This window comes from Microbispora rosea, assembly GCF_044460045.1.
Classification (GTDB): domain Bacteria; phylum Actinomycetota; class Actinomycetes; order Streptosporangiales; family Streptosporangiaceae; genus Microbispora; species Microbispora rosea.
The window spans coordinates 1,198,268-1,220,080 of sequence record NZ_JBITJO010000001.1; the positions used below are offsets into that span (position 1 = coordinate 1,198,268).

Here is a 21,813-nt window from a genome sequence, read left to right on the forward strand (position 1 = left end):
TCTCGGGGTGGCCGAGGAGAACCTGCACGTCGTGCAGGCCGCGATGACCCGTGCCGGGGATGTCCCCGCGCTGGCCCGCTTCCGGGAACTGGGCGACAGGTCGCTCGCCGAAGCGTGCACCGCGGTGAACGCGCTGGCCGGGAGGGACGTTGATCGGACGCTCCCGCGGCCCCTAGGATTGCGGCCGTGACGTTCACGTTCTTCTTCCACCTCCGCTAGCCGCCGTCGGCGAAGCGAGGCCCTGCCCGTCGCCGACGAGGCGGGACGGCGGTGTGCCGTCCCGGGCCGACGCGGAAGAAGAACGGTCACGATGCGCGTACGCGCTGTCACTCTCACCGCTCCGCGTCCCAGCGCTCTCTCCGTCCCATGACGGCGGCGAGCCTGGTGGCGCGGTGCGTCCACGGGCTTGAGCCGACGGTCGCCGCAGAGGTACTGCGGCGCGGGCTCGGCGTCATCACTCACATCGGGCATCGCGAGGTGCACTTCCGGGTGGCGCGGTCGCCCGCGCCGCCCGGCCTCATAGGGGACCTGCGCACGGCGGACGACGTGTTCCTGCTGGCCGCGCAGGGTTCCGACGTCGGCGTGTCGCGGAAGGGAGCCGCCGCGCTCGCGGGCCTCGCGGGGGCCGCCGACCTCGCCGTCCTGGCACGGCTGCGCCGCCACCACGGCGGCCTGGGCGCGATCACCGGCGTTGAGGTGTCAGCGTCGTTCCTCGGCAGGCGCAACTTCACGAGGTACGACGTGGAGGACGCGGTCGGGCACGCCCTGGCTGCCCGCCTGGGGGTCGGTTACCACTCACGGCGCGGCGGCGCGCCGCCCCCGGGTCACAGCGGCTGGCGTGTCACCCTCGACGGTGAGCGGGCCACGCTGCTGCTGCGGATCGCCGAGCGCCCCCTGCATCGGCGGGCGTACAAGCGGCGGTCCGTCCCGGGGACCCTGCACCCCCCGCTCGCCGCCGCCATGGTGGCCATGGCAGGCATTGAACCCGGCGACACGGTCCTAGATCCCTGCTGCGGCGCTGGGACGCTGCTGATCGAAGCTGTGCGGCAGCGGCCGGGCATCCGCGCCCACGGGTTCGACCTGGCCTGGCAGGCGGTGGCGGCCGCGCGGGAGAACGCCGCGGGGCTGCCCGTCGCCGTCACCTTGGCCGACGCCGGCCGCCTGCCGGTGCCGGACGGCGTCGCCGACCGCGTGCTGGCCAACCCGCCCTGGGGCGGGCAGGTCGCCCCGGGCGGTCTGCTGGCGGCGTCCGCCGGACGCTGGTGGGCGGAGCTGCGCCGGGTGCTCGCGCCCGGCGGGACCGCCGTGGTCCTGCTTCCCGGCGTCGGCGAGCTGCCGCTCGGCATCAGTCAGGGCCTCACGCCCGTGCACCTGCAACGCGCACGGGTCGCCGGGGCGGAGTCGTTCCTCGTCCGGTGGACGGCGCCCCGGCTGGGGTGAGCGGGGCTTTCCGCCGGGAGTGGATGCTTGTCTACTCCCGGCGGAGGGGCGGGCGGCGGGCCCACCCATGCCCGGGGTGGTGACGATGAGGCCGTCCTCACGGAGCTTGGCGGTCACCTTGCGTATGGTCACGCGGGCGACGCCGAACTCGCTTTCCATCTGGACCTCGGAGATGAGGTAGGAGGGCGGATACTCCCAGGACCTTGGCTATCGCGATGCCTGAGGTCACAAACGGAGGCCGCGTCCGGTACGTCGTCGACGACGGGACGCGCACTGTGTGGGTGATCTAGGCTTCGCCTCGCTATCCGAAAGACACGGACGCATGATCAAGCTGACGCGCAGCGCTCGAAGGCTCTGCGGTATCGGTGCGCGCGGAGAGTAAGCAGCGCTGACCGCGCCCGTATCGCCCGCGCCGGCGCTTCAGGGAGCACGTCTGTAATCAGTGGTTGCGGAAACCCATGAGCTCAGTTAGGGCTGGTCAGGTAGCGGGCCAGCCGGGGAAGTCTACGGGCAATCTCCCCATCATCGGCGATATGCCAGTCCTGCTCGCCGAATTCGGCCGCAAGGAGCGGAAACCTACTGCGGACTCCTCGAGCTTTGAGAGCGGCGTAGAGAATGTCCACATTCTCGCCCGTGACCTGCTCATAGGCGTCCAGCGCCACGTAGGCAAGGAGTTCGAAACCCGGGTACTCCTCGTCGGACCACGGGAAGCCGCGACGTCGTTCGGCAGGCCAGCGTCGCTTCAGGTCGAGGAGGTGTACGACCTGCGGCAGTTCCAAGACGCGATCCGGGCAATCGGCGACTTGATCGTACGCTTCTCGACCCAAGCTCATGAGCCAATAGATGAAATATTCGAAGCCGTCAGTCGATTCGCGTCGTAACAGGTAACAGCTCAGCGCGTACATATCACATGTGTAGCCGCGGTTCGCATTGAGTTCCCACCACATGTGGTAATCAATGATCTTGTCGGCGGAGAGTTGGCAGAGCTGGGTGTTCAGCCAGGCCAGGCGCTCCTTCCTGCTGCGTGTCTCTCTGTCGGAACGCTCAATCAGTTCCCAGAATCGGTCCTCGTCCACGAGAAGCGATAATGGCACGGCGTTCACGCCATAGTTCAGCGGAAGCAGTCAGCGTGAGCAGTGCACATCCGGGAGACGCGCAAGCCGCTCAAATGACGCGGTCCGGTGTCATGATCGCCATAACCGAACGACGGGGCGTCGCCTGTCTGTTCTGTATAGATTGCTGTACAGTGGTTGTATGACCGTGCTGCATGAAGCTGCCGAGTTGAGCGTCACAGAAGCGGCCCAGCGTGGGGTGGCCCGTCTGGTCGCCGACGCTGAACGCGGGACCGATCTGGTGGTGACCCGTCGGCATCAGCCGGTGGCGGCGGTCGTCAGCATCCGGCGCCTGAATGAGCTGGAGGAGGCCGCCGCCGATCTCCGAGATCTGGCGCTCGTGCTCGCACGCTCGGTGACCGACACGGGGGAGCGTGTCTCGCTCGATGACGTGCTCTCCGCTTTCGGGCACACGCGGGAGTCTCTGGCCGCGCTGCCGGACGACGAGTAGCCCGTGTCCGACGTCGTCTTCACGGCTCCGGCGGTCGATGATCTTCGGCGGATCGGTCCGGACGCCGCGCCCAAGGTGCTCAAGAAGATCCTTCTCATGCTCGACAATCCCGAGGCGGGCTATCCGCTGGGCGGAGAGCTGACTGGCTTTCGCAAGCTTGTGGTCGGGCGTAACACCTGGCGGGTCGTCTATCGCATCACGGACGAGAAGTCGATCGAGATCTGCGAAGTATGGGCTGTGGGCGAAAGAGCCGACGGTGAGGTCTACGCCGAGGCCACATCCAGGGTTCGTGCCGCCGGCGAGGGGCGTCCCGAGGTGGTGCAGCTTGGGCAGATCATCGAACGCCTGGGCGCGCTGGCCGATCACATCCGCGTGGAGCAACCGCCTCCCAGGGAGCCGGTGCCGGATTGGCTCGCGGATCGCTTGATCTTCACCGTCGGGATGTCTCGCGAGGAGGTGGCCGCCCTCGACTTGCAGCAGGCGGTCGACCTCTGGGCTGACTTCCGCTCCAGCCCACGCTAGCCGTCAATTATTGCCCGAAGAGAACCGCTACCAGCAATACCTTTTCAAGGTGGCGAACGGCTACTGCGGCATCGGCGGCACCGGTGTCTCCTGCCCCGTCGGCCTGACCACTGGCGAACGCGTAGACCTGCCGTAACTGACTGATCCTGGCCCTCGGCCGCCCGGGCGACCGAGGGCCACAAGTTATGCGTCAGAGATCTATGGCCTACCACCGGCGCCTGATCTAAGCAGGGCCGTGTGTCGTTCAGGTCTCACATTCGTTCACGCTTCTCAGCGGCAGCCCTGCGCGTGGCATGCGCCTTGCCGTTCCTGCGCAGCAGGGCGGCCTGATCGAGAGCGACGTCCCTGGCCGTGCCGGCGAAGTCGGCGATGAATCGGAGCTGGTCGACGGTGCAGGCGGCCAGCCGTTCCTGGAGAAAGGCGGCCATGGGCCGGTAGAGCTCGGCGAGCTCGGCGAGCCTGTCGGGTAGCTGGCTGATGATTACGCGTCGGCGGTCGCCGGGGTCGTGCTCGCGCCGGATCAGCCGCTGCTCCTGCATCCGGTCGAGCATCTTCGTGACGGCGCCGGTGGTCATCCCCATGCGCTCGGCGAGCTGCGTGGGTGTCACGGCCTGGCCCGAGCTCACCAGGTTCAGGCAGTGCAGGTCGTTGACGGGCACGCCGAGCTGGTCGGCCACGGCGTTCTGGAACAGCGTCGTCGCACTAACGAACTGCGGGATCTCCGCAAAGGCGGCGGCTTCCAACTCTCCTCGCCCTGTTGACATCTGATGCTCCCCAAGTTAGCTTCCCAAAGAAGTAACCTTCTCCAGGAAGCTACTTCCTCAAGTGTAGATTTCGCCTGAAGGGTAGACCATGAAAGCTTTGATCATCGGCGGCGGCATCGCCGGGCCGGTGGCGGCCATGGCGCTGCAGAAGGTCGGCATCGACTCAACTCTCTGCGAGGCCCATCCCATCGGCGCGCACGGCGTTGGCACCACGATGGGCCTGTCCACCAACGGGCTGGCAGCGCTCCAGATTCTGGACGCGCACCGGGCCGTTGCCGACGCCGGGTTCCCCTGCCCCCGAGGCGTGATGTGGCTCGGCAACGGTCGGCGGCTCGGCGAGGACGTCCCGACCCCGCTGCCGGACGGTACGACGGCCATCCAGCTCCTGCGCGCCGACCTGTACGCCGCACTGCACGAGCACGCCGCTACCAGGGGTGTGCGCACCGAGTACGGCAGGCGTCTCGTCGAGGTCGACCACCACGGAGACCAAGTCGTCGCGCGCTTCGCTGACGGCGGCGAGGCAGTAGGCGATGTACTGATCGGCGCCGACGGCATGCGTTCAGCGACCAGGCGATTCGTCGCTCCCGGCGCGCCCCGTCCCCGCTACTGCGGCATCTTCGGCACCAACGGGTTCGCGCACGGTCTCGACCTGGACACCGAACCCGGCACCTTCCATATGGTGTTCGGCAGGCGAGCGTTCTTCGGCTACGTGCAGCGCGAGGACGGCTGCGTGTGGTGGTTCGTCAACGTCCCCGTCACCAGGGAGCCCGTGCCCGCCGAGCTCGCGGCGATCCCTTCCGAACAGTGGCGGCACCGGCTGCATGAGCTCCTTGCGGTCGACGCCTCCCCTGCTGCCCGGATCATCCAGGCCACGCCGCCCGGCTACGACTGGTTCGTTTCCCATCAGATGAAGGCGCCCAGGACCTGGCACCGGGGCCGGGCCGTACTGATCGGCGACGCTGCCCACGTCACCTCCCCCAGTTCAGGACAGGGCGCGGCAATGGCCATAGAGGACGCCATCGAGCTCGCCCGCTGCCTGCGCGATCTGCCGCTGGCCCAAGCCCTTCCGGCCTACCAGCGGCTACGGGAAGGACGCCTCCGCAAGGTGCACGCCGGCGCACGGCAGGTCAACCGGAGCAAGTCCGCCACCGGCCTGGCTCGCGTGCTCCGCGACGCGATGTTTCCGGTGCTCATGAAGCGGTTCGGCAGCCCCGAAGCCTTGGCCTGGCTGTACGACCACCGCATCGACTTCGACAGCACGGTCACCTCGTGAACGGGATGACCTGACAGTTACAAGAGTTTCCACATATGGCTCGCAAGCACCGGCAGCACCGCAGTGCGGGGGCGATCCGCGAGTTCCTGCAGCCGCGCCCGCTCGCCTTTGCGCCAACAAGCTGGACTAGATCGGAGCTCGAAAGTCCGACGGACCCCCTCGGCGGGGGCCGATCAACTTTCGCGAGCTCATGGTCGGGCCCAAGCCACCTGACGAATTAGCTACGTGCCTCTGCCGCATGAGTTACTGCCTGAAGTGAATCGCTACCACCAGCGATAGTTGTTCAAGGTGCCCAACGGCTACTGCGGCTTCGGCGGCACCGGTGTGAGCTGCCCTGTGGGCTTGACCGCCGGCGAGGCGTGACCTCTGGACGCCCACGGCCCTCGATCGCCGGTTTCGTCCGGACCCGATCGAAGGCCGGAGTCGTTCCTGTAGGGCGCCCGGGTGTCTGTCCCTGGAGTCTGTGGGCTGCGGATGCCGGTAACCGGGCGGACCTTCCGGCACGCGCATCACTGTCGAGCGCTCGCGCTGTGGACGAACGCGTCCCACTGGGCGTGGGAGAAGTACAGTTCGGGCCGGTGTGGGTCGTCGACGTCGCGCATCCGGTAGCGCTGCTCGGTCTCGTCGTGAGCTTCGGCGCCGACCGGTGTGATCTCGACGATGAGGGATCGGGTGCATCGGCGTGGAGATTCGCGCGCCTGTCGCAGGGCCGTACTCAGCCGCTCGTAGGCGGGGCGGACCTCGGCCAGAAGTCCCTCACCCGCCGTCGTCAGATGCACGCGGCGGCTGGTCCGTTCGAACAAGGGCGCGCCCGCCCGCCGTTCCAGCGCACGGATGAGATGACTGACCCGCGAGGTCGACAGGTGCAGGCGCTGCGCGGCACGGCCGAAGTGCAGTTCCTCGGCCACGGCCAGAAAGGCCTCGATCTCGCGCATGTCCACCGGTCACACCATAGTCGCCATCGTGTTGTCCTCCATCACGTCCGTGCTGTGAATGGGCATTGATCTGCTGATTCTCCGGTCTGAGACTGTCTGACGGTGTCAGCGGAGGAGGGAAGATGCCGATCCGGCCGGTGCGATATTTCGGTGATCCGGTGTTGCGCACTCCTGCGGAGGAGGTGGTGGATTTCGATAGTGAACTGCGCCGCCTGGTGGAGGACCTCACGGACACCTTGCGTGACGAGCGTGGGTCAGGGCTTGCGGCTCCGCAACTCGGCGTGTCGCTTCGGGTCTTCGTGTTCGACGTCGGCGGCGTTCGCGGGCATTTGGTCAATCCCGGGCTGAGCTTCCCTGACGCCGAGGAGCAGGACGGTCCAGAAGGATGCCTGTCCATGCCGGGTCTGTACTACGACACTCGCAGGCGGCTGAACGCAGTAGCGCGTGGACGCGACGTGCACGGTCGGCCGATCCAGGTCGTCGGCACTGCCGAGCTGGCCCGCTGCCTGCAGCATGAGAGCGATCATCTCGACGGGGTGTTGTTCATCGACCGGTTGGACCCTCGCACACGCCGTACCGCCCTGCGTGAAATTCGGAACGCGCCGTGGAACACCGACGGGAAAGCCCAGGTGAAGGTCAGCCCGCATCCCATGTTCGGCCGTTACCGGTGACCCTGATCCAGGAGCGTGACATGTCCCAGCCCGAGATGGCGGCCGTCGTGATCGACGCCTTCGGCGGTCCGGAGGTTCTGCGGCTCACCCGGTCGCCCAGGCCCCAGCCCGGACCGGGGGAGGTGCAGATCAAGGTGCATGCAGTGGGGGTGAATCCCGCCGACTGGAAGACCCGCCAGGGCCACGAGGGCGCTCTCATCTCTCAGTTTCCCGCTGTGCTGGGCTGGGACGTCGCCGGTACGGTGAGCGCGGCGGGCCCAGGAGTCCACGCCTTCGCCGTTGGCGACCGTGTCTTCGGCCTGCCGGCTTTCCCGCAGCCCGCGAACACCTACGCCGAGTACGTGACGGCCCATGTGAACGAGTTGGCCGCCCTGCCTGACGGCGTCACCTTCCCGGTGGCCGCGGGTGCGCCGCTGGCCGCCCTCACCGCGTGGCAGGCGCTCTTCGAGGCCGCGAAACTACGAGAGGGGCAGCGGGTGCTCGTCAACGCCGCCGCCGGTGGGGTGGGACACATCGCCGTGCAGCTCGCCCGCGGGGCCGGTGCCGAGGTCCTCGCCATTGCGTCCCCCCGCAACCGTTCCTTCGTCGAGGGACTCGGGGCCACGCAGGTCCTGGATTACTCGCGGGAGCTCGCCGTACAGGTCGAAGGCCCGGTCGACGTCGTGATCGATGCCCATGGGGAGGCCGAGGACGAACTGGCTGAGCTCCTGCGGCCGGGGGGAACCTTCGTGTCCATCGTCTCGCCTGATCTGGAGAGGTTTCGGGCGCGCGGATTGATCGCATACACCGTGTTCGTCCACCCGGAGGGACGGCAGCTCGATCGAGTCGCCGAGTTGCTCGGACGCGGGGATTTGTTGATCAACGTCGACAGGACGTTTCCGCTTGACCAGGCAGCCGACGCACACGCTTACGCCGAGCGCGGGCACACGCGTGGCAAGGTCGTCCTGGAAGTCCTCACCGAAGACGGCAACCCCGATTCTGCCGCCTGAGCCGAATCGCTACCACCAGCAGTATCTGTTCCGTAACCCGAACGGCTCCTGCGCCATCGGCGGCACCGGCGTCGCGTGTCCCGTCGGCCTCGCCAGCGGCGAGGCGTAACCCTTCGAACCGATGGTCCATGATCGCGGGCCATCAGAGTTTCAGAACGGGCTCACAGGTCCGTGAGCTTGTCGGCGGCGCCCGGACAGCCGGATTCCCGGCACCTGATCGCCGAGATGGTCGAGCGGATGCCCGACGCCATCCTCGTCATCATCGCGGCCGGCCACAACGTACGTGCCAGTTTCTCGCCGCCGTCAACGACTTCCTCGCCGCTCGCCTTGCGGGCTGAGCCTTTGTTCGGACCGGCACTTGAGCCTCAAGTAACCGGAGACTCCAGGATCGATGCCGTGGGCGGCGCGTGCTCGTTTCCGCCGTCCGCGACCCATCGATCCGACTCCGGGAGAGCACATTCCAATGCCGCGATACGTGGCGCCGTCCGCTGAGGATGGCAAGCGCCTCATCAACGACTTCATCGACGAGACTTTCGGTGATCTGGACGCCAACCCGGAATTCGTCGCCATGCTGCGTACGGTGGTGCCTGAGATGCCCGCCGATCCCAGCCCTGAGCAGCTGGGCGCCTGGGCGGAGCTGTCCGAGCTGGTCCGCGATGCCGACTTCAAGGCCAGGGTCCGCAGGATGGCCGAGCATCAGGCGGCCGAGAGGGCGGCCGGGGATCAGACCGGCCTGCATCACGAGGTGACCGAGCTGGTCCGGGAACGGGTGCGGCAGGCGCAGGCGGACGGGGTCGAGCCGGGTTCGCCGGAGGCGCGAATGGTGCTGGTCGAGCTGATCGCCGGATACACCGCGACATTCGGCCATCTCGACAGTGCCGAGTACCGCCGGAAGCTGCTGACTCGGCTGGAGATCGCCAATGATCCCCGTACGGAGCGGTACTTCGCCCTGCTATGCACGATCAACGGCTGGCCGGTGCCGCCGAGCCTGGCGCCGGCGTTCGACTGGTTCACTCAGGCGCTCCGGCACCATCCCGTTCCCTAGAGGTCGGGTACGCGGGGGTCGAGTGCGGCGAGGAGCCAGCGGGCCGCAGGGACCGGATCGGGTTTCGGGGGCGTACCGTTGATCATGGCCAGCAGTTGCCAGTATCGGGAGACCCGAGGGTCGGCCCCGATGCGGATCCGCTCGGCGAGCCAGAGCCGGAACCCGGCGTCGTCAGACCGCCGATGGGCCTGGGCGAAGACGGCGACCAGCTCGTTCACGATGGGCCGGGCCAGGGCGGAGACCGGCGGAATCCCGTCCGCCAGGGCGCGGCCGACGAGGTCCAGCGCGGCCTGCTCGGCCCGCGCCCAGCTCTCGTGGTCGCCGTGATCGGCGCCGGAGGAGCGGTCCCTCGCGTGCCGCTCGAACGCCTCGCGTACGCTCTCCCGGAAGTGCGGGTCGCGGACCAGGTGCGCCAGCTCCAGCCACGCGTCGAGCTGCTCGACCGATGGGTCGTCGGGCAGGTCGGGCAGCATCGAGCGCAGGTGCGCGGCGAACGCGGGCTCCATGTCGAGCCCGCCCGTCGCTTCGGCCACGAGATCGGCCACCAGCTGCCGGCGCTGCTCCGCCGGTAGCCGGGCGAGCCGGTTCACGCGGGCGATTCCGGCCGTGCCGATATGGCGGGTGGTGACGTAGCGCAACACCGCTTGGCGTACCCGCAAGGTCTGGATCTGGTCCTCCATGGCCGCGATCTGCCCGTCGGCGATCTCGGCCAGAGTCTGCGCGTCGGCGAGCACCCGTGCGATCGTCGCGATCTCGACGCCGAGATCTCGCAGCGTACGGACGAGTTCCAGCCGGTCCAGGGCGTCGTGATCGTAGAGCCGGTAGCCGCCGGCCGACCGACCAGCTGGAGGTACCAGCCCTTCGTCGGAGTAGTACCGGACCGTCGGCACCGGCACCCCGGCGAGCCGCGCCACCTGGCCGATCGTGTAGAGCCCGTCGTCCTTCACACGTCCAGCCTGGCTTATCAGCCGCCCTTTCGGTGTGCCGGCTTCACGAGGGAGACGCGTCCGGTAGGGGGCGAACCCGATCACGGGGTGGCGTTGCCGGTGTCCCAGGCCCAGGCGGCGATGCCGACGCGGTTCCGGGCCCCGAGCTTGCGCTGGATGCCGGCGATGTGGTTCTTGACCGTACCGGGCGAGATGAACAGGGCGGCCGCGATCTCAGCGTTGGTGTGGCCCTGGGCGACCAGGCGAGTGATGCCGAGTTCGCGATCGGTGAGTCGCGTGGAGCCGACGCGGCCGGGCGTGGGCGGCGGTGGCATGGTGAAATCGCGTAGGAGCCGTACGGTGATCTGCGGGCTGATGAGGGTGTCACCGGACATGGCTGCGCGGACGGCTTCGGCAAGGAGGGCGGGGCTGGAGCGTTTCAGCAGAAAGCCGCAGGCTCCGTTGCGCAGTGCGGTGTGGACGTAGTCGTCGAGGTCGAAGGTGGTGACGACCACGACACGGATCGGGTCGGCCACCTGTGGCCCGGCGAGCAGGCGGGTCACCTCCAGCCCGTCGATGCGGGGCATTCGGATGTCGGCGAGTACCACGTCCGGGCGCAGATGGCGGGCCTGTTCGACGGCGGTCGCCCCGCAGGCGGCTTCTGCGACGACGGTCATGTCCGGTTGGGCGTCAAGGATGATCCGGAATGCGCTGCGGATGTTCTCCTGGTCGTCGGCCACCAGGACCCGGGTCGGCCTGCCGGTCATGCTGTCACCGGCCGGATGCCCCCGCCATGGAGCGAGGCAGCCAGCGGCATAGTGGCGGCGACACGCCATCCGTGCGGAGCATACGGGCCGGCGGCAAGCGTGCCGCCGAGCGCTTCGACGCGTTCGGTCAGGCCGGCCAAGCCGAAACCGCCGCCGCGGCCTGCGGCGCCGAGCACGGGCCGGGTGGGTGCGGGCCCGGTTCGAGCGTCGTCTGTCACGGTGACCTCCAGGGCGCCCCCGGCGAGATCACCCACGATACGGGTGCGGCGGACGGTGACCTCCACTCGGCTCGCCGTCACCGCGTGGCGGCGGACGTTGGTCAATGCCTCCACGACGATCCGGTACGCCGTTGCGGCCACTTCCCGGGGCAGGCCGCCATTCGGGTCTTCTAGCCGCGCGTCAATGTCGAGGTGGACCACTGCGGTGCCGGAGTCGGAGAACCGATCGGCCAGACCGCGAAGGTCCACCAGCCCCGGGAGCGGCGTTCGGCCCTCCGACTCCCCGGCCGTGAGATCGTCCGCGTCATGCAGCACCCGCACGGTCCGGTCCATCGATGCCAGTGCCTGGAGCGCGGCCTGCTCGATGCGCTGGAACGCGGCCACCGCCTGCTGCGGGTCCTGTTCGGCGAGGATTCGGCCGGCCTGGGCTTGGGCGAGCATCCCGCTGACGTCGTGGGCGACGAAGTCGTGCAGGTCGCGGGCGAGCTGCGTGCGTTGCGCCCGGCGCGCCGCGCGTACCGAGCGGGCGCGATGGTCGTCCATGGAGCGCAGGTAGAGCCCGACCGCGGCCGCGAGTGCCGCCGACAACCCCCAGACGGCGAATCCGGCCAGGGCTGCGAGGGTCGGAGGCCCCAGCCCGAACCGCAGCAGCAAGACCGGTGTGGCCACCCCCGCCAGTCCAGCAGCGATCAGCGCGTGGCGGACAGGCGCGGCACGTACCACCAGGATGACCAGGATGAGTAAGCCCGCGGACTCGCCGACCATCCAGCCGGTAGCAGAGGTCGCCGCCCTGTGTTCCCGGCCGAGCAGCAGGACGCCGGCGGTAGCGGTCAGCGACACGACGCCCGCTCCGCCGGTGACCGCCGCGATCCGGCGGCCGTCGTACGGCCAGACGGCGAGCATCCCGAGCGCGGCCGCCATCGTCGAAGACATCGGCAGCGTGGCCGACGGGCCGCACGCGGGCGCGGCGGCGATCCCGGTCAGCGCCACGAGGACGGCAGCGGCCGCACCGGCCCGCTCGCGCCACCGCGGGGCTCCGCTGAGTCGTGTACGCATACCCCGAGCCTAGATATCCGGCCGTTCCAGCGGCCTGTGCCGAACGGCACATTCACACGCCCGACTCCGCCTTCGGCCATGCCGTTCGGCACATGGGCGATGGCCCATGTTTCCTCGACGCTGGACCCAGGACGTGACCTTCCCAGGGCCGTGGACATGGGCTCGCCGCCGCCTGGGACGCCTGCAGCCGCCGGCGCGTCCGAACGTGATTCCCCAACGAGATCGTCAGGACGTGATGGGTAGATGCTCCGCTGGTGGAGGTATTGGCCGGCCTGGTCCGGATACGCCGCGGCCGCGTGGTCGCTGTCATACGGGGCGCTCGGGCTCTTCTGGGCGCTGGGCGGCGATGGTTTTCCGTTCGCGTCCGTCGGCGACGACCATGCGTCGGGTTCGATCCTGGAGGGCAGCCAGGTCGGGATCGTCGCGCCGGCCATGGCCGTCGTCGGACTCGTTGGCGCGATAGCCGCGCTGGCGATGGCCAGGGAATGGAGACGAGACAGTACCCGTACGGCACTGGTCGTCTTCGGCTGGGCCCTGGCCGGGACGCTCGCCCTGGTGATCCCTGATTACACCCTGCTCATGCTGGTGGCCTTGGCCCCGCTGCTACTGGTGTTCGCCTTCACCGGGGTGCCCGGACCGCAGGACGGCATCGGGGACATCCTGTACTGGCATCGGGTGAACCTGATCGTGGTCTTCGCCGGTGGCCTGCTGTGGGCCCTGGCGACCCTCGCCTACCAGAGGCGTACCAGGCGGGCGTGCGCGCACTGCGGCCGGCGCGGCGGGGTGACGGGGCGGTGGACCACACCGGACGCGGTGCGCAGCTGGGGCCGGTGGGCCGTCTACGTGGCGTGCGCCGCACCAGTGCCGTACGAGGTCACCAGAATCGCCTGGTATTTCGGAATCCCGCTCGGCATCCCGGAGGATTTCGCGCGGATGATGCGGGAGACGCCCGGCATGCTGGAGGTGGGACTTGGGTACGCCATCGCGTCGATCTGCGGATGCATCCTCACCCACGGCCTCGTCCACCGGTGGGGCGAGGTCTACCCACGCTGGGTCTGGTTCAAGGCGGGCGAACGAGTCCCGCCGGCGCTCGCCGTGATCCCTGCGTCCATCGTGGCGGTCGTCCTGATACCCGCCGGGCTGATGAACGTCCGGATGGGCGTCGATCTCGCCGTATGGGGCACCAACGCGCCGAGCATGCTGTGGATCGTGTGGGGCGCTGCCCTTGGCGCCGCCGCCTGCGCCTACGGCCTGCGTCGGCGCGGAACCTGTCGCCACTGTCAGATCGCCGAGGACTCGACCGGCCTGCCCGCTTAGCGCATGAGATGGAGCTCTACCACCAGCAATACCTTTTCAAGGTGCCGAACGGCTACTGCGGCATCGGCGGTACGGGCGTGAGCTGCCCTGTCGGCCTGACCGCTGGCGAAGCCTGAGGGCGGGTCTCGTCGGCCCGGAGACGCCAGGCTTCCCGCCTGAAGGCCCTGGGCTGACAGCCTCGGCAGCGGCCAGGTTCGCGGAAGTAAAGGAGAGGCGCTACGGGACTGTCCGTAGCAGCCCGACTGATTACCCTCGATGCATGAGCGTGATGCGCGAGGAACTCCACCACCTGGTGGATCGGCTGCCGGAGGAGAAGGTGGCTCCTCTGCTCAGGCTTGTCCGCGATCAGCTCGAAGAAGCGCCTGTGGTACGTGACTTGCCGTTCATCGGCCTGCTCGAAGCGGAGCCTGATTTCGCGGAACGCTCGGAGGAGATCCTGCGTGCGGAGGACAATCACTCCTTGTGATCGTCATTGACTCAGGTCCGTTGATCACCGCCCTGAAGATCCGCGATCGCTACCACGAGGCCTGTGCCCGCCTTCTGCAGACCCATCCAGAGCCACTGCTCGTCCCCGCGACCGTGGTCACCGAGGTCTGTCAACTCGTTGAGAAGCGGCAGGGGAGCAAGGCGGAGGCGGCGTTCCTGCGATCCTTCGAGTCTGGCCTTACCTTGGTGGAGCTCGCGGACCGTGATCTTCAGCGAATGAGCACTCTGGTTGAGACGTACGCCAGCCTTCCCCTCGGTGCGGTGGATGCCTCTGTCGTCGCCGTCGCTGAACGACTCGGTATCACAGAGGTGGCCACTCTCGATCGCCGCCATTTCACTGTTGTCCGCCCACAGCACACCGGAGCGTTCATGCTCCTACCGGAGCGGCTCTGAACGCTGTCCCGCCCGCCAGTATGGAGAGCGGTGTTCCCTTTGGTTGAGGGTCCTGCCAGGGCGGGCGCGGGCCTTGCGAATTATTGCCCGAAGAGAACCGCTCCCACCGGCAATACCTTTCTAAGGTGCCGAACGGCTACTGACGCATCGGCGGCACCAGCGTCTAGCTAGGTGATCCCTCCGAGTGGCTCGACTGCCAGACGGGCCCGACGGACCCGGAGAAGTAAGCGCGGCAGTGGGGAGACTCTCGCGCGGACTCAAGGCGGTGCCGGGGACACCGCTCGGCAGTGCCGGATGGTTGCACGTCGGCGAACCTGACGTTCGTCGAGGACTTGCCGCGAGATTCGATACCGAAGTTCGGAGGGCCGATGCCGAGAATCGTATCCGGACTCGATGCGCGGGGCCCGGGTGTCCTTCCGGCGGATCACGTCGGGGCGACACTGCCGGCGGGGGATGCGGTTTATGCTCGGGAGCGATTCGGCGACAGGGGTTCGGATGTTCTTTCGACGGCTGCCACCCCTCCTCGCCGTGCTGGTTCTGGCCGGGTTCGTGCCGCTGGCCTCGGCCGGGTCGACCGTCGTGAGATGGCCCCGGGCGGCCACCACCTGCCAGGAGACGTCACCCGGTGGCGTTCCCGCCTCGTTCGCGGCGCCCGTCGCGATGGACATGGGCGGTCACTCGGACGTGACCTCGGTGGCCGTGGGTGAGCTGGACGGCCGGCCCGTCGCGATCAGCGCGGGTGCCGAGCACACCATCCGGATCTGGGACAGGGCCACTCTGAAACCGATCGGCGATCCGATCCCCGGCGACGGCCCGGTGGCGTACGGCACCGTCGACGGCAGACCTGTCATCCTCGGCCGGAGCCACGGGGCGCTCCAGAGGTGGGACGCGACCACTCGGCTGCCCGTCGGCGGACCGCTCCCCGCCGGGCGGTTTCGTGCCGTCGCGTTCGGCGAGTTCGACGGCAGGCCGATCGCCGCCGCGGCGGGCACCGACGGCGCCCACGTGTTCGATCTGGCGACCGGCCGCCGAATCGGTCCGCCCATCGGCACCGGGATCTTCGGCGCCGTCGCGCTGACCCGCGTCCACGGCGTCCTGCTCGTGCTGACCGGAGAGGGCGACGCTGTGATCGCCTGGGATCCGGTGTCCGGAAAACCCGTCGGGAAACCGCTCACTCTTCAGAGCGAGTTCATCCAGACTATAAGCACGATCAGGACGACCACGATCGGCGGCCGTCCGGTGGCCCTGATCCCCACGGCCGATCTCGGGGTGATCCGCTGGGATCTGGTCACGCGTGAGGCGACCTACCACTCGCTGGAGGGGAGGTTCGGCCCTTCGTCGCTCGCCGTGCTGAACGGCCGGACCGTGTTCGTCTCGGTCGAAACCGTCGAGGGCATCGCCACCGACCCTTACGGATCGAGGCTCCGAAGCTCGATCGCGGTCATCGATCCGGCCACCGGTGAGAGGGTGTCGTCCTTCGAGATCCCGGGGCACGTCACGTCGCTGGCGGTCGGTGATCTCGGCGACCGTCCCATGATCGTGACCGGCGGGCGCGACAACGCCGTCCGCGCCTACGATCTCGCCACCGGCCGGGAATCCGCTCCTCCCGCCACCGGGGGGCCCAACGGTGACATCCACGCCGTGAACGGCGAGTTGCGCGGCAGGCCGATCGTGGTGGCCCAAGGGAACGGTGACGACAGATTCCCCGGCGTGTGGGATCTCGGCAGCGGCAGGCCGCTGGACGCGCCGGTCAGGCTGCCCGGGGGCATCACCTCGTTCGCGACCGGCGAGTACGGCGGACGAGCGGTTCTGGTCGCGGGGATCGGTTTCGGAGACTCCTCGATCCGGGTATTCGATCTTGCCAGTCGCATGCCGATCGGTGAACCCCTCATCGGCTATGACGGCTTCGTCAACGGGGTCGCGCTGACCGAAACCGATCGCCGGGCGCTTGTGGTCGGAGCGGTCGACGAGGACGACGCGGCCGGTGACTCTTCTTCTCGGGGCGCGGTACGCATCTGGGACTTTCCTTCGGGAGCGCTGCTGCACGATCTCGCCGTCAGAAACGGCCCAGCCGGACAGCTGGCCCTCATCAGCCTCGCCGGCCGGCCGGTCGCGGTGACCTTCAGCGCCACCCGCGCCCGGCTCTGGGACGTCGGCGCGGGAAAACGGATGGCATCGTTCCGCATCGCGAAGACCGAGCACTCGGCCCGGGTGGAGATCGCCTTGTTCGACTGCACGACGGTCGCGATCGTGGCCACAGGCCGGACCGTGGAACTCTACGACCTCGCCACGGGCAAGCAGGTCGAGCGTCCGTTGCTCGGCCACTCCAGGCAGGTGAACAGCATCGCCTCCGGGCGCGTCGCTGGTGTCCCGATCGCGGTCACCTACTCGCCACAGGACAAGAGCATGCGGGTCTGGGACCTCACGACCAGCCGGCAGGTCGGGACGCTTCAGCGTCCTTCCCGCTACCTCGGCTCTCTCTCGATCAGCTACCTCGACGGCCGCGCCGTGCTTGTCGGCGGCGGTCGCGAAGCGCTGTGGACCTGGGATCTGGGGCCTGCCGCGTAATACAGGAGGACCGTCCAATGATCATCGGAGCGTCGTCGATGCCGTTACGAGCGCCACGTCCTACCGGTCGGCGAGGCGTCCACGCCACCGGCCGAGACCCTCGCGTAGACGCAACTGCCTCCCAGGGAGCCGGTGCCGGATTGGCTCGCGGATCGCTCGATCTCCACCGTCGGTATGTCTCGCGAGGACGTGGCCGCCTCGACTTCCAGCAGGCGGTCGACGTCTGGGCTGACTTCCGCTCCAGCCCACGCTAGCCGCGAATTATTGCCCGAAGAGAACCGCTACCACCAGCAATACCTTTTCAAGGTGCCGAACGGCTACTGCGGCCTCGGCGGCACCGGCGTCAGCTGCCCCCGTCGGCCTGGCGATCTCTGGCGGCGAGTAGCGGGATCGTGAGACCTCCGTGCGGCGTCGCGCTACTTGGAGGTTTCACGTTTTCGGTGCCGGTGGTTTGCTACTTGAAGTAGTAAACTGCTTCTATGAGTACGCCTGAACAGGCCTTCCCGCCAGGGGAAGGGCCTGCGGCCAAGGTGAGCGTCTCCTTGCGGGCCGGCAATATCCGCGCCATCAAGGAGCGTGTCGGCGCACGTGGGTTCTCCGCCTATGTGGACGCCGCTGTGGAGCGGCAGATCGAGCGGGACCTGCTGGAGGAGGCCCTGCAGGCGAACGAGAACGAGTGCGGTCCCATCCCGCAGCATCTGCGGGACGAGGCCGAGCAGCTGTTCCGTAGCGTGAAGTCCGGTCCGGAGCTACAGGGGGAGCGTGGATGGCACGCGCACGAAGCAAGCTGAGTGCGGGGACGGTCATCCTTGACTCCGAGGGACTCTCGAAGTGGTGTGCGGCCGACCGGCGTGTTACGGCGGTCGTGCGAGAGGCGCAGAACAACGACTTTCGCGTTGCCATCAGTGCCCTGACGCCTATCGAGGCCTTCGACGGCCGGGTGACGAACGACCGGTTGCGCTGGCACCTTTCCCGACTGCGTGTCGAACCGGTGACCGAGGAGGTCTCCGTCCACGCGCTGGACCTGCTCCGTGAGAGCGGTCTTCACGGCCACAAGTACGCGATCGATGCCGTCGTGGCCGCCACGGCACTTCGCTCCACTCGGCCCGTCATCGTCCTCACCTCGAACGAGGACGACATGAGCAAGCTCTGCGGCAAGACGGTTCGTCTCGTGCGCGTGTAGGTGCTGAACTAATGCCCCAGCGATACGACTACCACCAGCAATACCTTTTCAAGGTGCCGAACGGCTACTGAGGCATCGGCGGCACCGGCGTCTCCTGCCCCGTCGGTCTGACCACCGGCGAGAGCTGATCAGTCGCCGGGCAGGATCGTGAGTCGTTGCCCTTTGGGAAGATGACGAGGGGCAATGACGAGATAGTCCCGCTGATCCAGCGTGGCTGACCCGGCTCAGGCCCGGGCGGCGCGTTCGATCGCCACTCCCACGCCGTTGAGCAGGTGGTCAAGGCCGGCGCGGAAGTCGTCGTCCGGAGCGGCCTCCGGGTGGGGGGTGAACACCCCGGCCTCGACGGCGCGGGCCAGTGCCGGGAACCGGGCGGGGTCGGCGAGCTCGGTGAGCAGGGCGGCGTACGTCTCGTCGGCCCTTTCCTCTGGTTCGGCGGGGATGGACGTCAGGAGTTGGGCGGCGCCGCGCACGTAGTGCAGCACCAGCATGACCACTGAGAACCGGGCCCGCGGGTCCAGTGGCGTGCCGCCGAGGGAGCGCAGCGCGGCGTCCAGCCAGGCGAGCTGGCCGGGGTCCATCGGCGGGGAGTTCGCCAGCTGGGCGATCCACGGATGCCGCAGGTAGACGTCGAACAGTTCGACGGCCCATCGGGTGAGTGAGCCGCGCCAGTCGGCCGGCGCCGTGTCGAACTCCGGCGGCGGGCCGGGCGCGGCGGCCAGCATGAACAGGTGCAGGTCGTCCTTGCCGGCCACGTGCCGGTACAGCGACATGGGCGCGCAGCCGAGCCGTTCGGCGAGCCGGGCCATGGACAGCGCGGCCAGGCCCTCCTCGTCGGCGAGGGCGATGGCCGCCGCCACGATCCGCTCCAGGCTGAGCGCGGGCGTGCGTCCCCGTCCCTTCGGCTTGGCCCGTCCCCACAGCACGTTCAGCGCGTGCGGCAGCTCGTTCCCGATGTCGTCCGGCATTCCAGTGAGCTTACCAGTTTGCGTATGGCCTACGCGTTGCGTATATGGTACGCATTAGCGTATGGGATACGCATTCTCGACCGTCCTCTTGGAGCCGTAATGCACACGACGATCGACAGTCCTCCGCCGGTATCGGCCCGCCGGCGTCCGTGGTGGCGGCGCCGCTGGACGCTGCCGCTCGGCCTGGTCACGGCCGGGTTCCTCGCGTTCTCGTTGCCGCCGTACCTGACCGGGGACCCGTCGCTGTCCCGGGTGCCGCAGCCACAGGGGTTCGGCCTGCACTACCCGCTGCTCGTGGCGCACGTGCTGTTCGCCTCGATCGCCATGGTCACCGCGTTCTTCCAGGTATGGCCGTGGTTCCGGCGGCGGCACCCGGTGGGGCATCGGCGCGCCGGGCGCGTCTACGTGTTCGCCGGGGTGCTGCCTGCCGGGCTGACCGGCCTGGTCATCGGGGCGCGTACCCCGTTCGGGCTGTTCCTCGCGGTCAGCGACGTGCTCCTCGCCCTGCTGTGGCTCGCCTTCACCGTGGCGGGCTGGCGCGCCGCCCGCGCCCGCCGGTACGCCGACCACCGGCGCTGGATGCTGCGCAGCGCCGTGCTGACCTACTCCATCATCACCAACCGGGTGTGGACCGGGACCCTGATCATCGCCCTGGCCCCGCTGCAGGACACCGTCTTCCGCGGCGACCCCGACCTGATGGCGTGGACGATCTCCGGCCTGTCCGGGTGGCTCGGCTGGACGATCCCGCTGCTGGCCGTGGAGTGGTACCTGGAGCGCGAGGTGGCCCGCCGCGGCCGCCGTACCGCACTCGCGACCTGATCCCGTAGGGCGGTCCCATCCGACCCCGGAACGACCGCCCGCCCGGGAACCACCGCCGCGGGTGGTCTCCGCCACTGCAGGCTCGTCGGCACCGGCTTCTCCTGCGCCGTCGGCCTCACTACCGGCGAAGCCTGACAGGCTCTGCGGGTCTCACGGCGAACCGCGGTTCACAGCCAGCCGGCGTCCTCGGCGATTCGGATAGCGTCGATCTTGTTGCGGGCGCCGGTCTTGGTGATCGCGCCGGTGAGGTAGTTGCGTACGGTGCCCGCCGACAGGTGCAGCCGGGCGGCGATCTCCTCGGCGGAGGCCCCTCGGGCGGTTTCGCGAAGGACCGTGGCCTCGCGTGGGGTGAGAGGGCTCTCTCCGTGCTGCATCGCCGAGGCCACCAACTCCGCGTCCAGCACCCGCAGCCCGGCCGCCGTACGCCTGATGGCGTCGGCCAGGCGGTCGCCGGGGGCGTCCTTCACCAGGAACGCCTCGATGCCCGCCGACAACGCCCGCCGTACCTGACCCGGCTGGCCCATCGCGGTCAGCACCAGGATGCGGCAGGTGGGGAGCATCTTCCGCAGTTGCGCGGCGGCGCTGATGCCGTCCAGGACGGGCAGGTCGATATCGACGATCGCCACGTCCGGCCGCACCCGCAGCGCGGCGGGGACGATCTCGTCCCCGCGCGTCACCTCGGCCACCACCTCCAGGTCGGACTCCAGGTGCAGCAGGGCGGTGAGCGCGGCCCGGATCATGTGCATGTCTTCGGCCAGGAGGACGCGGATCACGTGGGCACCTCCATCGTCAGCCGGAACCCGCCCTCGGACGTTCGCTCAGCCTCAACCGTGCCCCCCACCTGCGCTGCCCGCTCCACCAGCCCGATCAGCCCGCCGCCAAGGGGCTGGGCGCCCACGGGCCCGTCATCGACCGGGTCGGCAGCGGGTCGCGTGGCATCAGATTGGAGGCCGTTGTTGACGATCTCCAGGTGGGTGCGTCCCGCGCGGTTCGAGGTGGTGATCGAACAGGTGGTGGCGCGGCTGTGCCGCAGGATGTTCGTGACGCCTTCGCGCACGGCCCAGGCGAGAACCTCGTCCGGCTCGCGGGACGGGGTGATCTCGGCGAGGTTGACCTGGCAGCCGATGCCGGAGGATTCCAGCAGCGCCACGGCCCGGTGCACCTCATCGGCGAGCGTCATCCGGCGGTAGCCGCGAGCCACCTGACGCACCTCCTGCGCGGCCTCTCTCGCCACCTGGACCAACGCGCCGACCTCGGTCTTCGCGGCGGGGAGATCGCGGTCCATGAGCCGGGCGGCCAGGTCGCCCTTCAACACGATCGCGGTGAGGCTGTGGCCCAGCCCGTCGTGCAGGTCCCGGGAGATCCGCAGCCGTTCCTTCAGTACGGCAGCCTCCGCCAGGTCGGCCCGCGCCTGCTTCAATTCGGCGGTGACCCGGACCAGCCGCACGACGACGTAGATCATGGCACCGGTGATGACGATGGTGAGGGCGTAGAAGAACGAGCCGGTGACGTTGTGGTAGATGCCCTGTAGCCACCAGAACTCCGCCGCCGCCATCGTCATCACCGCGACGCCGCCCCAGCGCAGAGGGAGCAGCAGGAGCACCGGCCCGGCCAGGAGCGGCGCGGTCCCGGCCGACCAGCCGGTGAACCCGAGGGCCTCCGGCAGGTAGGTGGCGACCACCTGCACCGCCAGTGTCGCGGGGAGCCACCGGGATCGGACGCCCGTGAACGCCTGCCGTACATGAAGGAAGTGCGGCCAGTAGAAAGCGGTGAGCACCATGAGCAGCCGGGCGTTGAGCGACGCGGAGGTGGTCGCAAGGGAGACCGCGAGGGGGATGATCGTGTAGCCGACACTGACCAGGACGATCAGCGCGATTCCGAGCCGTCGCGCGGAGGTGGAGGTCATGATCGCC

The 21,813-nt window shown here is 68.8% G+C and carries 24 protein-coding genes and 1 pseudogene; 16 read left to right on the top strand and 9 right to left on the bottom strand.

The genetic code is table 11. The annotated features are described in order from the left end of the window. The first annotated feature begins 7 nt into the window (after positions 1-7). Both ACIBK1_RS05810 and ACIBK1_RS05815 read left to right on the top strand, forming a co-directional pair. A complete protein-coding gene (locus ACIBK1_RS05810) occupies positions 8-190 on the top strand; it encodes a hypothetical protein (protein WP_051761454.1) in 183 nt (60 codons plus the stop codon). 176 nt (positions 191-366) lie between these two features. After that, positions 367-1,440 (top strand): TRM11 family SAM-dependent methyltransferase, encoded by a 1,074-nt coding sequence (locus ACIBK1_RS05815; RefSeq protein WP_396732588.1) that lies wholly within the window; start codon positions 367-369, stop codon positions 1,438-1,440. 464 nt (positions 1,441-1,904) lie between these two features. Here ACIBK1_RS05815 and ACIBK1_RS05820 read toward each other — a convergent pair whose 3' ends face one another. Beyond that, positions 1,905-2,516 (bottom strand): DUF4240 domain-containing protein, encoded by a 612-nt coding sequence (locus ACIBK1_RS05820; protein WP_396732591.1) that lies wholly within the window; start codon positions 2,514-2,516, stop codon positions 1,905-1,907. 178 nt (positions 2,517-2,694) lie between these two features. On the opposite strand from ACIBK1_RS05820, the gene ACIBK1_RS05825 reads away from it, so the two are divergent. Both ACIBK1_RS05825 and ACIBK1_RS05830 read left to right on the top strand, forming a co-directional pair. After that, positions 2,695-3,003, top strand: a complete 309-nt coding sequence (locus tag ACIBK1_RS05825) for a type II toxin-antitoxin system prevent-host-death family antitoxin (protein ID WP_030506877.1) — start codon at positions 2,695-2,697, stop codon at positions 3,001-3,003. Positions 3,004-3,006: 3 nt separating this feature from the next. Further along, positions 3,007-3,525, top strand: a complete 519-nt coding sequence (locus tag ACIBK1_RS05830; RefSeq protein WP_396732594.1) for a type II toxin-antitoxin system RelE/ParE family toxin — start codon at positions 3,007-3,009, stop codon at positions 3,523-3,525. A gap of 251 nt (positions 3,526-3,776) precedes the next feature. Here the strand turns inward: ACIBK1_RS05830 and ACIBK1_RS05835 are convergent, their stop codons facing one another. Further along, entirely contained in the window at positions 3,777-4,289 is a 513-nt protein-coding gene (locus tag ACIBK1_RS05835) for a MarR family winged helix-turn-helix transcriptional regulator (protein WP_081903362.1), read from the bottom strand. Between the two features lie 88 nt (positions 4,290-4,377). On the opposite strand from ACIBK1_RS05835, the gene ACIBK1_RS05840 reads away from it, so the two are divergent. Continuing rightward, the gene (locus ACIBK1_RS05840) at positions 4,378-5,562 is read left to right on the top strand and encodes an FAD-dependent monooxygenase (RefSeq protein WP_030506884.1); all 1,185 of its coding nucleotides are present in this window, start codon (positions 4,378-4,380) and stop codon (positions 5,560-5,562) included. Between the two features lie 509 nt (positions 5,563-6,071). Here the strand turns inward: ACIBK1_RS05840 and ACIBK1_RS05845 are convergent. Further along, positions 6,072-6,497, bottom strand: a complete 426-nt coding sequence (locus tag ACIBK1_RS05845) for a LysR family transcriptional regulator (protein ID WP_396733158.1) — start codon at positions 6,495-6,497, stop codon at positions 6,072-6,074. A 122-nt stretch (positions 6,498-6,619) separates the two neighbouring features. Here ACIBK1_RS05845 and def point away from each other — a divergent pair, with 122 nt between their 5' ends. The 3 genes from def to ACIBK1_RS05860 all read left to right on the top strand — a co-directional run bounded on the left by def (position 6,620) and on the right by ACIBK1_RS05860 (position 9,202). Then, on the top strand, positions 6,620-7,168 hold the full coding sequence (gene def, locus ACIBK1_RS05850) for a peptide deformylase (protein WP_396732599.1): 549 nt from the start codon (positions 6,620-6,622) through the stop codon (positions 7,166-7,168). 20 nt (positions 7,169-7,188) lie between these two features. After that, on the top strand, positions 7,189-8,157 hold the full coding sequence (locus ACIBK1_RS05855; protein ID WP_396732602.1) for an NADP-dependent oxidoreductase: 969 nt from the start codon (positions 7,189-7,191) through the stop codon (positions 8,155-8,157). Positions 8,158-8,620: 463 nt separating this feature from the next. Beyond that, entirely contained in the window at positions 8,621-9,202 is a 582-nt protein-coding gene (locus ACIBK1_RS05860; RefSeq protein WP_051761458.1) for a hypothetical protein, read from the top strand. Here the strand turns inward: ACIBK1_RS05860 and ACIBK1_RS05865 are convergent. From ACIBK1_RS05865 to ACIBK1_RS05875, 3 genes are all read right to left on the bottom strand, one after another. Next, a complete protein-coding gene (locus ACIBK1_RS05865) occupies positions 9,199-10,149 on the bottom strand; it encodes a MerR family transcriptional regulator (RefSeq protein WP_030506889.1) in 951 nt (316 codons plus the stop codon). The genes ACIBK1_RS05860 and ACIBK1_RS05865 overlap by 4 nt on opposite strands. 80 nt (positions 10,150-10,229) lie before the next feature. Then, positions 10,230-10,895: a response regulator gene (locus ACIBK1_RS05870; protein WP_030506890.1), complete on the bottom strand. Its 666-nt coding sequence runs from the start codon at positions 10,893-10,895 to the stop codon at positions 10,230-10,232. Beyond that, positions 10,892-12,169: a sensor histidine kinase gene (locus tag ACIBK1_RS05875; RefSeq protein WP_081903364.1), complete on the bottom strand. Its 1,278-nt coding sequence runs from the start codon at positions 12,167-12,169 to the stop codon at positions 10,892-10,894. Before ACIBK1_RS05875 ends, ACIBK1_RS05870 begins: the two co-directional genes overlap by 4 nt. Positions 12,170-12,412: 243 nt before the next feature. Between ACIBK1_RS05875 and ACIBK1_RS05880 the strand changes: the two genes are divergently transcribed. The 7 genes and pseudogenes from ACIBK1_RS05880 to ACIBK1_RS05910 all read left to right on the top strand — a co-directional run bounded on the left by ACIBK1_RS05880 (position 12,413) and on the right by ACIBK1_RS05910 (position 18,116). Next, a complete protein-coding gene (locus ACIBK1_RS05880; protein WP_396732606.1) occupies positions 12,413-13,486 on the top strand; it encodes a hypothetical protein in 1,074 nt (357 codons plus the stop codon). An 11-nt stretch (positions 13,487-13,497) separates the two neighbouring features. Beyond that, positions 13,498-13,602: pseudogene (locus ACIBK1_RS05885) on the top strand (peptide-methionine (S)-S-oxide reductase MsrA); the annotation flags it as partial. Positions 13,603-13,745: 143 nt separating this feature from the next. After that, positions 13,746-13,952 (top strand): hypothetical protein, encoded by a 207-nt coding sequence (locus ACIBK1_RS05890; RefSeq protein WP_030506893.1) that lies wholly within the window; start codon positions 13,746-13,748, stop codon positions 13,950-13,952. Next, positions 13,949-14,365: a type II toxin-antitoxin system VapC family toxin gene (locus tag ACIBK1_RS05895; protein ID WP_396732609.1), complete on the top strand. Its 417-nt coding sequence runs from the start codon at positions 13,949-13,951 to the stop codon at positions 14,363-14,365. Before ACIBK1_RS05890 ends, ACIBK1_RS05895 begins: the two co-directional genes overlap by 4 nt. A 495-nt stretch (positions 14,366-14,860) precedes the next feature. After that, complete coding sequence (locus ACIBK1_RS05900) at positions 14,861-16,933, top strand: WD40 repeat domain-containing protein (RefSeq protein ID WP_396732612.1); 2,073 nt, start codon at positions 14,861-14,863, stop codon at positions 16,931-16,933. Between the two features lie 479 nt (positions 16,934-17,412). Next, complete coding sequence (locus ACIBK1_RS05905) at positions 17,413-17,724, top strand: hypothetical protein (RefSeq protein WP_036405561.1); 312 nt, start codon at positions 17,413-17,415, stop codon at positions 17,722-17,724. Next, on the top strand, positions 17,700-18,116 hold the full coding sequence (locus ACIBK1_RS05910; RefSeq protein WP_396732615.1) for a PIN domain-containing protein: 417 nt from the start codon (positions 17,700-17,702) through the stop codon (positions 18,114-18,116). The genes ACIBK1_RS05905 and ACIBK1_RS05910 overlap by 25 nt, the downstream gene beginning before the upstream one ends. Before the next feature lie 224 nt (positions 18,117-18,340). Here ACIBK1_RS05910 and ACIBK1_RS05915 read toward each other — a convergent pair whose 3' ends face one another. After that, positions 18,341-19,081, bottom strand: a complete 741-nt coding sequence (locus ACIBK1_RS05915; protein ID WP_396732618.1) for a TetR/AcrR family transcriptional regulator — start codon at positions 19,079-19,081, stop codon at positions 18,341-18,343. 99 nt (positions 19,082-19,180) lie between these two features. Here ACIBK1_RS05915 and ACIBK1_RS05920 point away from each other — a divergent pair, with 99 nt between their 5' ends. Continuing rightward, the gene (locus tag ACIBK1_RS05920) at positions 19,181-19,900 is read left to right on the top strand and encodes a DUF2306 domain-containing protein (protein WP_363524221.1); all 720 of its coding nucleotides are present in this window, start codon (positions 19,181-19,183) and stop codon (positions 19,898-19,900) included. A gap of 167 nt (positions 19,901-20,067) precedes the next feature. Here the strand turns inward: ACIBK1_RS05920 and ACIBK1_RS05925 are convergent, their stop codons facing one another. Beyond that, positions 20,068-20,673 carry a response regulator transcription factor gene (locus ACIBK1_RS05925; RefSeq protein ID WP_030506901.1) on the bottom strand — a complete coding sequence of 202 codons (606 nt, stop codon included), beginning with the start codon at positions 20,671-20,673 and terminating at the stop codon, positions 20,068-20,070. Then, complete coding sequence (locus ACIBK1_RS05930) at positions 20,670-21,806, bottom strand: sensor histidine kinase (RefSeq protein WP_396732621.1); 1,137 nt, start codon at positions 21,804-21,806, stop codon at positions 20,670-20,672. The genes ACIBK1_RS05925 and ACIBK1_RS05930 overlap by 4 nt, the downstream gene beginning before the upstream one ends. Positions 21,807-21,813: the final 7 nt, after the last annotated feature.